The sequence below is a fragment of the Pontibacter locisalis genome (assembly GCF_042684605.1).
GTDB lineage: Bacteria > Bacteroidota > Bacteroidia > Cytophagales > Hymenobacteraceae > Pontibacter > Pontibacter locisalis.
This window is the reverse complement of sequence record NZ_JBHULU010000021.1, coordinates 873,722-887,737: the sequence shown is the minus strand read 5'-3', so window position 1 is coordinate 887,737 and position 14,016 is coordinate 873,722. Positions and strand designations below refer to the sequence as shown.

Annotated in this window: 14 protein-coding genes; 7 read left to right on the top strand and 7 right to left on the bottom strand. The window is 43.6% G+C overall.

What is annotated here, in order from left to right:
* Positions 1–16 precede the first annotated feature (16 nt).
* The 3 genes from ACFSRY_RS17855 to ACFSRY_RS17845 form a co-directional block, all read right to left on the bottom strand.
* Positions 17–472 (bottom strand): DinB family protein, encoded by a 456-nt coding sequence (locus ACFSRY_RS17855; RefSeq protein WP_377511077.1) that lies wholly within the window; start codon positions 470–472, stop codon positions 17–19.
* A 101-nt stretch (positions 473–573) separates the two neighbouring features.
* The gene (locus ACFSRY_RS17850; RefSeq protein WP_377511074.1) at positions 574–990 is read right to left on the bottom strand and encodes a hypothetical protein; all 417 of its coding nucleotides are present in this window, start codon (positions 988–990) and stop codon (positions 574–576) included.
* 88 nt (positions 991–1,078) lie between these two features.
* Positions 1,079–1,543, bottom strand: coding sequence for a hypothetical protein (locus ACFSRY_RS17845; RefSeq protein WP_377511071.1), 465 nt, complete (start codon positions 1,541–1,543; stop codon positions 1,079–1,081).
* Between the two features lie 730 nt (positions 1,544–2,273).
* On the opposite strand from ACFSRY_RS17845, the gene ACFSRY_RS17840 reads away from it, so the two are divergent.
* A complete protein-coding gene (locus ACFSRY_RS17840) occupies positions 2,274–3,122 on the top strand; it encodes an SDR family NAD(P)-dependent oxidoreductase (protein ID WP_377511068.1) in 849 nt (282 codons plus the stop codon).
* 240 nt (positions 3,123–3,362) lie between these two features.
* Here ACFSRY_RS17840 and ACFSRY_RS17835 read toward each other — a convergent pair whose 3' ends face one another.
* From ACFSRY_RS17835 to ACFSRY_RS17825, 3 genes are all read right to left on the bottom strand, one after another.
* Positions 3,363–3,725, bottom strand: a complete 363-nt coding sequence (locus ACFSRY_RS17835; RefSeq protein WP_377511065.1) for a CoA-binding protein — start codon at positions 3,723–3,725, stop codon at positions 3,363–3,365.
* A gap of 119 nt (positions 3,726–3,844) precedes the next feature.
* The gene (locus ACFSRY_RS17830) at positions 3,845–5,428 is read right to left on the bottom strand and encodes an NAD(P)/FAD-dependent oxidoreductase (RefSeq protein WP_377511062.1); all 1,584 of its coding nucleotides are present in this window, start codon (positions 5,426–5,428) and stop codon (positions 3,845–3,847) included.
* A gap of 105 nt (positions 5,429–5,533) precedes the next feature.
* Positions 5,534–6,499 (bottom strand): tryptophan 2,3-dioxygenase family protein, encoded by a 966-nt coding sequence (locus tag ACFSRY_RS17825; protein WP_377511059.1) that lies wholly within the window; start codon positions 6,497–6,499, stop codon positions 5,534–5,536.
* Positions 6,500–6,764: 265 nt separating this feature from the next.
* On the opposite strand from ACFSRY_RS17825, the gene sdaAB reads away from it, so the two are divergent.
* The 4 genes from sdaAB to ACFSRY_RS17805 are packed head-to-tail and all read left to right on the top strand — an operon-like array spanning position 6,765 to position 11,323.
* Entirely contained in the window at positions 6,765–7,442 is a 678-nt protein-coding gene (sdaAB, locus tag ACFSRY_RS17820; RefSeq protein WP_377511056.1) for an L-serine ammonia-lyase, iron-sulfur-dependent subunit beta, read from the top strand.
* Between the two features lie 10 nt (positions 7,443–7,452).
* Positions 7,453–8,925: a TolC family protein gene (locus tag ACFSRY_RS17815; RefSeq protein WP_377511053.1), complete on the top strand. Its 1,473-nt coding sequence runs from the start codon at positions 7,453–7,455 to the stop codon at positions 8,923–8,925.
* Positions 8,926–8,930: 5 nt separating this feature from the next.
* On the top strand, positions 8,931–10,319 hold the full coding sequence (locus ACFSRY_RS17810; protein WP_377511050.1) for an efflux RND transporter periplasmic adaptor subunit: 1,389 nt from the start codon (positions 8,931–8,933) through the stop codon (positions 10,317–10,319).
* A gap of 14 nt (positions 10,320–10,333) precedes the next feature.
* Positions 10,334–11,323 carry an NAD(P)H-dependent glycerol-3-phosphate dehydrogenase gene (locus ACFSRY_RS17805; protein WP_377511047.1) on the top strand — a complete coding sequence of 330 codons (990 nt, stop codon included), beginning with the start codon at positions 10,334–10,336 and terminating at the stop codon, positions 11,321–11,323.
* A gap of 55 nt (positions 11,324–11,378) precedes the next feature.
* On the opposite strand, the gene ACFSRY_RS17800 is transcribed toward ACFSRY_RS17805, so the two are convergent.
* Positions 11,379–11,888: a hypothetical protein gene (locus ACFSRY_RS17800; protein WP_377511044.1), complete on the bottom strand. Its 510-nt coding sequence runs from the start codon at positions 11,886–11,888 to the stop codon at positions 11,379–11,381.
* Positions 11,889–12,126: 238 nt separating this feature from the next.
* Between ACFSRY_RS17800 and ACFSRY_RS17795 the strand changes: the two genes are divergently transcribed.
* Complete coding sequence (locus ACFSRY_RS17795) at positions 12,127–12,534, top strand: (deoxy)nucleoside triphosphate pyrophosphohydrolase (protein ID WP_377511040.1); 408 nt, start codon at positions 12,127–12,129, stop codon at positions 12,532–12,534.
* A gap of 48 nt (positions 12,535–12,582) precedes the next feature.
* Positions 12,583–13,974, top strand: a complete 1,392-nt coding sequence (locus ACFSRY_RS17790) for a methyltransferase RsmF C-terminal domain-like protein (protein WP_449301371.1) — start codon at positions 12,583–12,585, stop codon at positions 13,972–13,974.
* Positions 13,975–14,016: the final 42 nt, after the last annotated feature.

Below are 14,016 nucleotides of genomic sequence, written 5' to 3'. Positions count from 1 at the left end.
TTAGGTGCAGCCGTTTTTAGCTGGCTAAATATTCCTTCATTTCACTCGGCATCGGATAATGTCCGTTTTGCCGCATTTGCAAAACCATCTCTCCTAGGTGAAATGATAGATGGACTGATAGGTCTTGTACTATCTTTAACTTCTTCTCTATATCGTTACTTTCAGTAGATAACGTTTGGATTTCACTTTTTATCTGTTCAATCTGATTATTGAAAGTATTGATAGTTTGCTGTAATAATCTTTGGTCACGAACAACAGGGTCATTTTCCCAAGTATCCAATTCTTCAATGTCCGTAGAGTCTAACCCTTTTAATTTGTTCAATTGGAATTCTTGCCAGACTGTTATATGATTTAAGATTTGCCAAAGGCTTTTTGGAGTATTACCAGCTTGATGACTGGCTTTGGCCACATCCATGTTGTCAAATACTTTATACGTGTCAAATGAATCAGAAAAAATTTTATCAAAGGTCATTTTTCTTTCTTACGGTTGCACCTAACGGTATTCGTGTAGCGGAGGCGCAGCGTCAGCAAGCCTTGCTGCTACACCTTGTTGTGGTATCGTTGTTCTCATTTTTAGCTACCTTTTTCAGGAGCGTTGAAATATAGAATGAATATCAAAAAGTCTATAAGATTTACACCTTGTGCTGATTTCTCTCTTAAAAACTCAAAGTTCTCGATTCCTTCATTAATGAGTTCCTGATTTGTGGGTAAAGCGTTAAACTGTTCCAGGCATTCCTGTTTGGTTCTACTGCAATAGCTTGTCCAGCCTTCACCTGTCATTCTTTGATTGGTGTCATACTTTCGCCAGTATAATTCACAGGTTCCATCAGGTAATTTAAACTGTACTTGACCGCCAACAACTGCAAGTCCAGCATTTACAGCACGGTTTACAACTTCATTAAAATCTTCTCTTTTCCATCCATGTTCTTTGCCGCTAATGGTTGACTTCAGCAGGATTTCGTTAGGTAGATATTTCTGTTCTTCTGTCATTTCAATAAACCACAACGTGCTGGGCTATAAGGTGGCACAGCTAACTTATAGCTTTTGTTGTGGGCTGGTGTTCTTGCTCTCTTAATATTCAATTACTTTTTTTGTCGTGGTAGTTTGCCTCTAAAATGTTCTGTAAGGTGGCAAATCCATTCAACTCTATTTTGTTGAATGTCAATTTTTTATCTTTAAATCTCAGGTTCAAGTTTATCTGTCTGCCGCCTTTATGTATGTAGATGTCATTAATATTCCATTTTACAAGGTCTGCAAAATAATATGTCCTTGATGAGTTTGTTGTTGGTCTGGAAATGTCTACTCTGTCAGGATATACAGTTATCTCTCTTCTAAAAAATAACATTAGCACGGGAGTGCCAAAACACATCAATAAAACCAATGAATTAATAATGTATGTTTCTGCTGTTTCTTCCCAAGTTTCAAAAACTAACTGTTTGGAATCGTCAATTAGAAAGAACATTAGTGGGAAAAAGATAGCAAGCAAATAGTACCAGATAGTTGGCTTTGAATGGTATAGTATTTTTTCTTTGCCTGCTGCCATAAATGGTTAGTGACTGTTTATCAAATTTTCTATTCTAATTGCTTTGCACTTACCCACAACTATTAGCTAAACGAAAACATACGCTTATCTGCACTATGTGCGAAGCTTTAGTGAGACAACTTCCACTACTTCCTTAACTCCCCCAACAGCCTTCACAATCATCGTATATAATTTAGCTAATATAGAAAAAAATGTAGGTAATCAATTAGCCTATTTATTCTAATCAAGCAATAATCCACTTCTATAGGATCTGCCATGAAAAGCAAAAATGACTATATCGTTATAGCACCAGCGATAGGATAGCAAAGGCATTTATTACCCAGAGAGCGGCATTGATCTCCGAGTGCTTGCCAGTTACCAGCTTTAATACGGTCCAGCTTAAAAAGTCCCAAACTATTCCTGTTGTGATGGGAGTAGGTAAATGGAATTAATATCATGGTGAGAAAGGCCGGCATGTCTTCAAGTGGTGTTGCTTTGCTTCAGCTGGAAGAAGGACTGCATGTTTATAGTGGTTGTTTCTAATAAAGCCTACTACGGATTAGAACATATTAAACAACTCCAGGCCATCTAAAAGCTGCTTTATCGGTTTAGAATGACAAGAATCAGCAACAGGCGCCTGACAAGGGATACCTTTTCAAAATGCGCAAAAGTAACCTAATACACAGGCCGATGGTACATATATAAACCTGCCTGTTAGCAGCGGCAGGAGTAAAATCATAAAATAAAAGCTATGAATAAAGAGGAAAACAGAGGAAAAACAGTATTGATAACAGGAGCTTCAAATGGCTTCGGGATGGAATTTGCAAAGCTTTTTGCAGAGGCTGGCTATAACCTTATACTGGTAGCCAGGAGCAAAGAGCGACTTAGAAAATTAGGTTATCAATTGCAGGAAGAGCATCAACTGGAGCATGTATGTATTTTAACATCAGACCTGTCCCAGCCCGAGTCTGCCAGGGAAGTATACCACGAAGTGAAGAAAAGCGGTATTCATGTGGATGTTCTTATAAACAATGCAGGCGCTGGAGTACATGGATACTTCTATGAAACTGATCTGGAGCGTGAAAAAGCGATAATGCAGCTGAACATGAATACTCCGGTTGAATTAGCCAAATTGTTCCTTCAGGACATGCTAAAGGTAAATGAGGGGAAGATCCTAAACATGGCTTCTATTGTATCTTTCATGCCCTCCCCACTAATGACTATTTATGGAGCAACGAAGGCCTTTGTGCTTTCTTTCTCGGAGGCACTTACAAATGAATTGAAAGAAACAGGGATCACTGTTACAGCTGTGTGCCCGGGAGCCAGCAATACCATGTTCTTCAGAAGAGCAGGCGCAGCGCATACCCGCGCAGCAAATGGTAGTTTATCTGAGCCGGAAGAGGTAGCAAAAGATGCCTTTGATGCGCTGATGAACGGAGAGTCTCGTGTCGTGCCTGGGTTAAAAAACAAGCTGCAGGCATCAGGATCTAACATTATGCCTGACATGGCATTGGCTTCCAATATGCGGCATATGATGGAGGAGGAAGAGGACAAAGATGAAAATTCGCTGACAAACAAGCCAAATGAGAGTAAGCTATAAAGCAGTGTGAAGCAAACCAGCAGCGCCGGCTATCTATTTAGCCGGCGCTGCTTTTTATAGTAATCCTAAAAAAAAGAAGGGATCTTCAACAGATCCCTTCCTTGTTAGCATAGACAACTAATGCCATCTGCTTGTTTATAGCTTTATATACGACCTCAAAAAGCAGAGGTTATAGTTACAGATAATTTTTTTTTAACTTGAATGAAGCCTCAAAAATTACTGAATTGGGCAGATACTTTCTTAGTAACTATCGGTAGCCAGCATCACCAGCGTACAATGGTGCAATGTTTCAATATCCGCATCTGCTGCCATTTTCTCCAGTTCATAGTTTTCTGTACCCGGGTTGAAAATAATACGCTTCGGCTTCAAGGATAATATGTAATCATACCAGTAAGGTTGGTTCTGCGGCCCTACATAAAGGGTAACGGTATCTACATCCTTAACAGGCTCTTCAAGGTCAGTTATGATTTTTTTGCCTCCAACTTCTGATTTTTTTATCCCTACCGGTACTACTTCATGCCCGTGCTGCTGCAGCCTATGTACAGCTTTGTATGCATAGCGGGATGGGTTATCTGTGGCACCTACTACAACAGTCTTTTTCATATAGCAAAGTTCTTTTCTTTTTCTGAAAATTATTAATTCTACGCTCACTTGTGGTAACAAGAAACAGCAGACTACTTTGTTTACGCGAAAAAGGCCCTTAAATGTTAAAAAGAATCTGTTTAAGAGTTGATAGCAACACCAGCTCTTACCGCAGCCATCTCTGCACAACGTTCGCCATCCATTGCCGCTGAAACAATTCCACCGGCATAGCCAGCACCTTCACCACAAGGATATAAGCCCTTCACCTGAACATGTTCCAAGGTTTCGCGGTCGCGGGGAATACGGACCGGGGAGGAGGTACGGCTTTCTACGCCAACAATCTGTGCCTCATTGCTCAGGTAGCCACGCATCTTGCCTCCGAAGGCTTTAAAACCTTCCCTAAGGCGATAGGCCATTTCATCAGAGAAAAGCTCGTTCATGTCCACGGACTGCAGGCCGGGTTGATAAGAAGTTTCCAGTAAAGCTCTACTTGTTTTCTTTTGCGTGAAATCCTGCAGTAGTTGGGCCGGGGCAACTTGCGTACCGCCAGCCATGGCGCACGCTTTCTGCTCCAGTTCCTGTTGCATACGGAGTCCGGCCAGAGCTCCGTACTTCTTCAGCTCCATGTCTTCCAGCTCAATGGCTACTACAATTCCTGAATTAGAGAACCGTGAATCGCGGCGGCTCGGCGACATGCCGTTCACCACCACCTCGCCGGGTGCAGTGGCGGAAGGAACGATAAAACCACCGGGGCACATACAGAAGGAGAAAATTCCACGCTGCCTGTTCTGGTAATGTGTTTGGTGAACGAGTGCATAAGAAGAAGCCGGAAGGTAAGGACCACGATCTTCGCACTTGTACTGAATGCTGTCAATGAGGCGCTGCTGATGCTCCACACGAACTCCCATGGCGAAAGGCTTGGCCTCTATGGTGACACCTTTCTCATGCAGCAATTCAAATATGTCGCGGGCGCTGTGTCCGGTAGCTAATATAACAGACTCACCTGTATACTCCTGACCATCCTGTGTAACAACGCCACGTATCTGGCCCTGCTGCAGAATAAAATCTGTGACACGCTTGTCAAACAATACTTCACCACCAGCACCCCGGATAGTCTCCCGGATAGCCTCTATGATTTTAGGCAGTTTATTTGTGCCAATGTGCGGGTGCGCATCAAAAAGGATGTCTGGTGTGGCTCCATGCTGTACCAATATCTGCAGTATACGCTGCAGGTCGCCCCGTTTTTTTGAGCGGGTATAAAGTTTGCCATCCGAATACGTTCCTGCACCACCTTCGCCAAAGCAGTAATTGGAATCAGGGTTAACAAGGTGCTCTTTGTTGATGGCAGCAAGGTCTCTGCGCCGGCTGCGTACATCCTTTCCCCTTTCCAGTACAATTGGCTTCAGCCCCAGCTCGATGCAGCGAAGCGCGGCAAATAACCCTGCAGGGCCAGCACCCACAATTACCACACCCCTTGCATTGGTAACATCAGGGTATGTATAAGTAGGGGAGATAATATCAGAAGGAGGATTGTCTAAATAAACATCTGCCTTTACGCGCACGAGCACTTGTCGTCCTCTTGCATCAATGGATCTTTTTACCCGGTGCAAAAAATTAACATCTTCGGGTTTTACCTGGGCACTTTTCAGTATCTCGTGCTCCAACTGTTGCGCATCAAAGGCAATCTCCGGTGCAAGCACCAGCTCAAGTTCTTTTTTTCTCATATACAATGGGTAAGGGAGTTAGCCTTAAACCTTTTATTCTTATTGCTGATCCAGAACAAGTTTTTAGGTTCACAAGTTCGAAAGACAGCAACTGATTATTTACTGTTAAATGTCTCCGTTCAGCACTTTTTCTACCCAGCCTTTGCCCCAGTTCTCTATTTCCTGATCTGAATAAATTTGGGGGTAAAAGATGCGTTTCTGGAATTTCGGAGGGAGGTATTTCTGCCAATTAGTACCGCCGGTCGCCGCTATCACTTCAGGGTCACGCTGCAGGTATCGTACAGCTGATTTATAGTGCATGAGTGGCCAGTTAACATTCACATTGGCATCGAGCTCCCGTAAGGTTTTTAATAATTTACCGTCCTGCTGCTGTTCCTCAGGAAGCCGTTTATAAACACTCCAAACGTTCTTTTGCTCATACTCCTTTGCGAACTGTATCAGCTGCGCAGTATACTTTTCTTCAAATTGCAGCAGCGTGAGCGTTTTGGCACCGGAGGCCATCTCGGTAGCACCTGCTTTCCAGTAGATGCACCCGATCATCTCTTCCTGTGTACTTTGCAGGCCAAGCACAGCGCGCTTATCCCTGGCAACCAGGTTCCGTAGGTCCGTGGAAGCAATTTCAATCATCCGGTACTGCACTGACTGAAACCCACTGGCCGGCATCAGGGCCATCCGGAACTGGAGGAACTGCTTTGGATCCATACCATCCACCATCACATCAAAAGAATTGATCAGGTTGTCGAAATAGCGGTTTATGCGCTTCAGGCGACGAATGAGTAAATCCAGGGTAATGTCTTTATCCTCCCCAATTTGCCTGTACTCCTCCAGGCAGAGCTTGAAGTACAGCTCTGTAATCTGGTGGTACATGATGAAGATTTTTTCATCAGGGAGGTTTGTACGCGGGTTCTGCAGACTAAGCAGTGTATCCAGGTGGATGTAATCCCAGTAGTTCAGAAATTTGTTAAAGAATAACCCCTCCAGGTACGCAGCCAGGTCCTGACCCAGCGGTAGGTATTTTTCCTCCAGTCGCTTCAGCTGTTCCAGCACTTCCGGTTTAAAAGAATGCTCCATGTCAGGCAATTTTAGGTGGCAGACAAACTTACCCACAAATCTACTTATTTTATTTATCCTCTAACGGATAAAAGATCATTGAACCCTTTCACCATGATGATCTAAGACAAAATTTAAACCAGTGCTTGATGGGGGTAAGGTTCAGTTTAGTAGAATAAAAACAACTGTTTGTAGAAATAAAGCTAATTTCGGGCGCTAAAACTGCAAAACTGGCAGTTAATTGCTAAATTTGATTTTTACGATATCTTATCGATTTTAACTCTCTATGGCTGAGAAAAGTAGCGTTTTTGATATGATTGGTCCCGTTATGATTGGACCTTCGAGTTCACATACTGCAGGGGTGGTGCGCATTGCGCGTGCTGCTATTCGTATTCTGGGTGTCGCACCAGAAGAGGCCGTAATTACTTTTTATAATTCCTTTGCCCGAACCTACGAAGGTCATGGCAGTGACAGAGCTATAATAGCTGGCCTGCTGGACTTTAAAACAGATGACAAACGCATCAAAGAGGCCTTTGACCATGCAAGTGACCGTGGCTTGAAGTATAAATTCAAGTCGGTGGGAAATGCCTCTACCATGCACCCGAATACAATCAAGTTAAACCTGAAGGCTGGCGACAGAGAGGTTGAAGTGATCGGACAAAGCAGAGGTGGCGGTGTGATCAATATAGTGGAAGTTGACGGCTTTACGGCTAGCTTCTCTGCGACGCTCCATACGCTGATTATTGATGCGGCCGATGTGCCTGGCAGTATAGCTTTCATAGCCTCGGTACTGGCTCATGATGATTGCAATATCGCCACCATGAGCGTTTCCAGGAAAGGAAGAAATGAAATGGCAAGGCAATTCATTGAAATGGACTCTGGCATAAAGCCTATTACCCTGGAATATCTGAAACAACTCAGTTGGGTGAAGCATGTGATTTATATTCCTAACATCGATCTTTAATTTTTCAACTATGAAAAAGTCTTCTAAATTTTTACTGCTGGCTTTGGGGCTAAGCCTTGCAACAGGTTCTGTTGCATTTGCTCAGCAGGATCCAAGCGGAGATGGTAAATGGAGCCTGGAGGAGGCTGTTAATTATGCCCGCGAGAAAAACCTCCGGGTGCAGCAAAGCCGACTGAACAAAAAGCTTTCTGAAGTTGATTTAAAGCAGTCACGGTTTGAAAGGTTACCTAGTTTGAATGCTGGTGGTAACTACACCTTTAACTCAGGCTCGTTTCAGAACCCAGTAACTTTTGGTCTGCTAACGCAGAACGCACAAACGGCCAGTATTCAGGCGAGCACGTCTCTCCCTGTTTTTTCAGGCTTCCAGCAAGTAAATCAAATCAAGCAGAACCTGCTTGAGCTGCAGGCGAGTGAACAGGAGTACCTTTCCGCCCAGAATGAAGTAACGCTTGATGTTGTTACTTCTTACCTTAACATACTGTTTGTTAATGAACAAATTGACCTGGCAGAACTGCAGCGTGAATTAACAAGGCAACAACTGGAAAGAACCAGAATTCTATTTAAAGCTGGTAGTGTAGCAGAAAATGCTGTTCTGGACCTGGAGTCTCAATATGCCACGGACGAACTGGATTTAATCACAGCTCAGAATCAGGGGGATATTGCACGGTTAAACCTTGTTCAGTTACTTAACCTGCCGGCAGGCCAATCATTTGATATAGTAATCCCTGAGATTCCAGAACCGGATAAAAATCCCCTGTTAATCTCCGCTAATCAAGTATATGATGTTGCTGTACAGACATTGCCAGAGGTAATAGCTACGGACCTGCGAATTCTAAGTGCAGGAAAAGCAATAGATGTAGCCAAAGGCGGTTATTACCCTAGAGTTAGCCTTTTTGCCGGAATAAACTCACGATATTCTAACACAACCGATTTTGTGCTAGGCCGCGAAACAGTTGTTGAAGGGTTCAGAGAGCAAACCTTTTTCCTGGATGAGCAAGGGCAGGAACCATTCGTTGTCTTTGTCCCGAATGTATCTTTCCGTGAGATCAGCGAAGATTATCCTATCATAGATCAGTTCCGTGACTTAGTGGGTAAGCAGGTAGGAGTTTCTCTGCAGGTACCTGTTTTCAATGGCCTGCAAGTTAGGTCTAGTGTGGAACGAGCTAAAATTGCACAGCAGAACGCGCAGTTAAACGCTGAAATAACTAAAAACAATTTACGCCAAACAATAGAGCAGGCTTATGTGGACGCTCTTGCTGCACAGCGCCGTTTCCTGGCGGCTAAGGAGCAGGTAGCTGCTGCGCAAAAGAACTTCAACAATGCTCAATTGCGGTTGAACAACGGAGTGATCAATACAATAGATTATAACATTGTTGCAAATTCATTACGTTCTGCCCAATCAAGCCTTATACAGGCAAAGTATGACTATTTCTTCAAATTAAAAGTATTGGACTTTTATCAAGGTAAAGACATCTCTTTATAATAACTATGGCTAAGAAAAAATCAAAGCTGATCCCCATCCTTATCGGTGTACTCGTTTTAGTAATTGTTGGCATACTGGTAGCTAAAAAAGCTGGCTGGATAGGACAAGAAGAAGGTACTGAAGTAGTACTGTCAGAAGCGAAGGAGGCCGAGATCGTTGAAAAGGTAAGCGCATCCGGAAAAGTGCAACCTGAAACAGAGGTTAAAATAAGCCCTGACGTTTCCGGAGAAATAATAGAATTGAATGTGGAGGAGGGAGACTCTGTAGTTAAAGGACAGTTGCTGCTTCGAATACGCCCTGACAACTACCAGTCTTTTGTAGATGCACAGCAGGCAAGTGTTAATTCTGCACGCGCTAACCTGGCTCAATCTAAAGCAAGGCTGGCACAGGCACAGGCTAACTTATCACAAGCTAAGCAAAACTATGACCGTAACAAGTCACTATACAACCAAAAAGTGATTTCTGAAGCAGAGTGGCAGCAAATTGCCGCTAACTATGAGGCTTCCAGACAAGAAGTAGAGTCCCTGCGCCAAAGTGTAAGAGCCTCTGAATTCAATATTCAGAATGCACTTGCTTCCTTGAAAGATGCGCGTGAAAACCTGAACAAGACAACGATTTATGCACCGGTGAGCGGTATAGTATCCAAGCTGAACGTGGAGCGTGGAGAGCGTGTGGTAGGTACTTCCCAAATGGCTGGTACGGAGATCATGCGCATTGCGAACCTTAATAACATGGAAGTTAGGGTTAATGTAAACGAGAACGACATCATACGTGTGGCCTTGGGTGACTCAGTAATTGTGGAGGTAGATTCCTACGCCAGCAAAGATGAGAAATTTAAAGGTGTGGTAACCTCTATTGCCAATACGGCCAAAGACGCTACTACCCTGGAAGCTGTAACTGAATTTGAAGTGCGCATCAGACTAATTAATGATTCGTACAGCCATCTTGCAGAAAAGAATTCACGTCCCTTCAGACCAGGCATGACAGCCTCTGTTGACATCATTACTGAGAAGAAATCTGGTGTTTTATCTGTACCTTTGTCAGCAGTTACTACCCGTTCTACTGATATGCCAGATATGAACGAGCCATCTGAGGAGGAAGAAGAAGAGCAGCAAACAGGTGAAGATCAAAAGCCTAAAGCACCTGTGCAGGTAGAGGAGGTCGTATTTTTGTATGACAGCGGAAGTAACACGGTTGAGACTGTTAAAGTAAAGACAGGTATCAGCGATTTTGAAAACATTGAAATAATAAGTGGTTTAAAGGCTGGGCAAAAAGTTGTTTCAGGTCCTTTCAGAGCAGTTTCTAAAACCCTTAAAGATGGCGCGAAAGTAGCTGTTAAGGACCCGGAAACACTAAATAAAGCCGCCATAGCCGCTGATACAAAAGAAGATTAACAACACACCCGCGTTTGGAAAAAATAGCCGTTTTAGGAGGAGGAAGCTGGGCTACCGCCCTTGTTAAAATCCTCTCGGAAAACAAGTCACAGGTAAACTGGTGGATGCGCAATAAAAACGATGTGCAGCACCTTATTAACTACAGGCACAACCCCCGCTATTTAAGCGGTGTTTCTTTTGACCTGAACTTTGTAAAACCATCATCGGACATACAGTCAGTAGTGGCTGCCGCAGATTGGGTTATACTTGCAGTGCCTGCCGCATTCGTGCAGCAGGCACTTGCTGATTTACCAGAGGATGCCCTGAAGGGAAAAGTAGTGGTTTCAGCCGTCAAAGGTATGATACCGAAAGACAACATCCTGATCACCGATTATGTGGAGCGCCACTATCAAGTTCCTAACTCGCACCAGTTGGTTATAGCAGGCCCATGCCATGCCGAGGAAGTTGCACTTGAAAAGCAGTCTTACCTTACCATTGGTTCACATGATATGCCAACGGCAGAGAGATTCTGTGAACTGCTCCGAAACCGCTATGTAAAGGCTAACCCCCTGGACGATCTGGATGGCATAGAATATTGCGCTGTGATGAAGAACATCATAGCTCTGGCATGCGGCATAGCTCGTGGCCTGAACTATGGCGATAACTTTCAGGCAGTAATGGTATCTAATGCTATGTTTGAAATCGAGCGTTTCCTGGATGCTATTATGCCGATACACCGCGACCTGAGCGGGTCCGCCTACCTTGGAGACTTGCTGGTTACTGCCTATTCACAGTTTAGCCGCAACCGCACGTTTGGTAACATGATTGGCCGTGGCTATACAGTAAAATCGGCTCAGGTTGAAATGAACATGGTGGCAGAGGGGTATTATGCGGTGCAAAGCATCTACGAGCTCAATAAAAGGTTAGGAGTAGATATGCCTATTACCAATGCTGTATACCTGATTCTTTATGAGCGCATCTCACCTTCGGTAGAGTTTGAGATTCTGAAAGATAAATTCAAATAGACCATTTAAATTTATACGGGCAAATAGGCACCTTCGAAAGGAGGTGCCTATTTGCTTATGCTACCTTGGCATGATGCATTACATTATCTCCCATGGCCCTGTAAATAGCCATTACTGCTATAGCCGCTGACTGAAGAATATAGTAAACTGTACTAAAGGCAAAGAACTCCGAACTGTAGAAAGAGTAGAATTCTCTTAAGTCAAGCAGGAAAAGGGTAAAGCCAGTTAGAAAGCAACTGGCTATAGCCAGTATGAAAGATCTGGGAACGGCTCTTGAAGGAAGGCTGTCAATAAGTGTTTGGCTCTTTAAGTGCCAGTGCAACGGTAATATTTGTTTAGACCTAAGCGCATAACGTGTAGATTTGGTTACCAACCAGACAAGGATAAAACTTGTTATTATACTAGTAGAATAAAGGTAACTAGTTACACTTTTCCTGCCCCAAAGAGGAATTAACTCGTAACCATACCACACAACATTACTTGCGATCATGTTCAGCAGCGCTGAAATTAAAGCCGCAACAGCTGTGACCATTAACAGGAATCTGTAGTTAAGACTTAAAGCCATAAGAGCAAAGTTTTGTATTCTTTTTATACTTGTGGTTTATAAAAAATGATTTGAAACACAGTACTTTAAGATAAAAAATATCTTAAAAGCCAATTTTTAACTGTTTAAACCAAATTTGACCAAAGGTAAAATTACATAACAACTGCAGGAGGCAGTATGAGATCTTGCCTTTTTTTAATAAAAAGAATTTAACTTATCTGCTTCTGAACACCTTGTACAATAATCATTTAAAAAAATTATGGGAGAGGCCGGAATTCCAACAACAAAGGTAGTGTGTGGAATAATTGAGAGAGATGGCTATGTCCTTTTAACACAGCGAAGTAAAAACATGTCACAACCTCTTCTGTGGGAGTTCCCGGGTGGAAAGCTGGAGGCTGGTGAGTCAGAGGCAGAATGCCTGGAAAGGGAAATACTTGAAGAACTGAACATTAGCATCCTGCCTCTTCAGCGACTTACACCTGTCCTGCACAAGTACCCGGATTTTATCATTGAACTCATCCCGTACACTTGCTCCTACCAGGGTGGTACAGTTTGCCTAATGGAGCATACAAGTTATGAGTGGGTACCTTTACAAGATCTTAAAGATTATGAATGGTGCCCGGCAGATGTACCTGTTGTAGAAGAGTACCTACAACTTGGGGGGTGACTTTCTAAATTTTAATAGCATTGATTTTGCCGTACCTTTGCAGGGCCTATGGAACTTCCTGAATCTTTTAAACAACGCATGGAGCAAATCCTGGGGAGCAGCTTTAAAAACTTTGAAGCCGCACTTGACCAGCCTGCTCCCATTAGTATTCGCTTAAACAGCTCAAAAATATTTACAGAACCGGACTTGCCTAAAGTGCCTTGGGCTAATAATGCTTTTTACCTGCCTGAGCGCCCCCAGTTTACCCTTGACCCTTTGTTTCATGCGGGAAGCTATTATGTGCAGGAAGCAAGTTCTATGTTCCTCGAACAGGCCTTAAAGCAACAAGTAGACCTGGAGCAACCGCTCAGGGTACTGGATCTATGTGGGGCTCCAGGAGGAAAGACTACCCACCTGGCAAGTCTGATCTCCGAAGATAGCTTACTTGTAGCAAATGAGGTTATTAAAAACAGGGCCAGTATTCTGGCAGAAAACGTAGCAAAATGGGGCAGCGGAAATGTGGTTGTCACTAATAACGATCCGCGCCAGTTCTCAAGACTTCCGGATTTTTTTGACTTAATGGTAGTAGATGCTCCTTGTAGTGGCGAAGGCATGTTCCGGAAAGACCCGCAGGCTGTAAATGAGTGGTCTGAAGAGAATGTTAAGCTTTGTGCCCAAAGGCAGCAGCGCATTCTAATGGATGTATGGGAGGCACTAAAGCCAGGTGGCTTGTTGGTTTACAGCACCTGTACGTGGAATGAGTCTGAAAATGAACAAAATGTGGCATGGCTCGCTGAGCAGGAAAATGCAACTAGTGTGAAGCTTGAGCTTAAACCGGAGTGGGGTATAGAAGCTTCAGAATATCAAGGCATAGAAGGTTATCGTTTTTACCCGCAACAGGTTAAGGGAGAGGGCTTTTTTATGGCAGTACTTCGTAAAACTGGTGATTATGAAGAGAGCATCAAAGGAGGTCGCAAGAAAAAGTATAAAGTAATAATAGCCGGGAAAAAGGAGCAGGCACTGGTACGTAGCTGGTTTCAATACCCGGATAAGTTTGAATGGCTACAGTGGGGGGAGATTATCTCGGCTATTCCGGCTTCCCAATTTGAAGCCTTAGATGAACTGTACCAGAACATGCATGTGATATATGCTGGTACAGAGGTAGCCGAAGTAAAAGGGAAAAAGCTTAAACCAATGCACCCTCTGGCGCTTTCAAGACACCTTAACAAAAATGAATTCTCTATTGTTGACCTGGAGCTGGAACAAGCTTTGAAATACCTGCGCAAAGAAGATATAGCTTTAGAAGGAGGGGGGAGCGACTGGGTGCTGCTGCAGTACAAACAGGTGCCTCTGGGGTGGGCTAAGCAGATTGGGAACCGCATCAACAACTATTACCCCAAAGAGTGGCGCATCCGAATGGAGTTGCCAACTGAACTCCCAGAGATTTCAGTAGTGAAATAGGTTTAGCTTGAGATCTGTCTCCTTCCTTAAACAAAAAGGGCC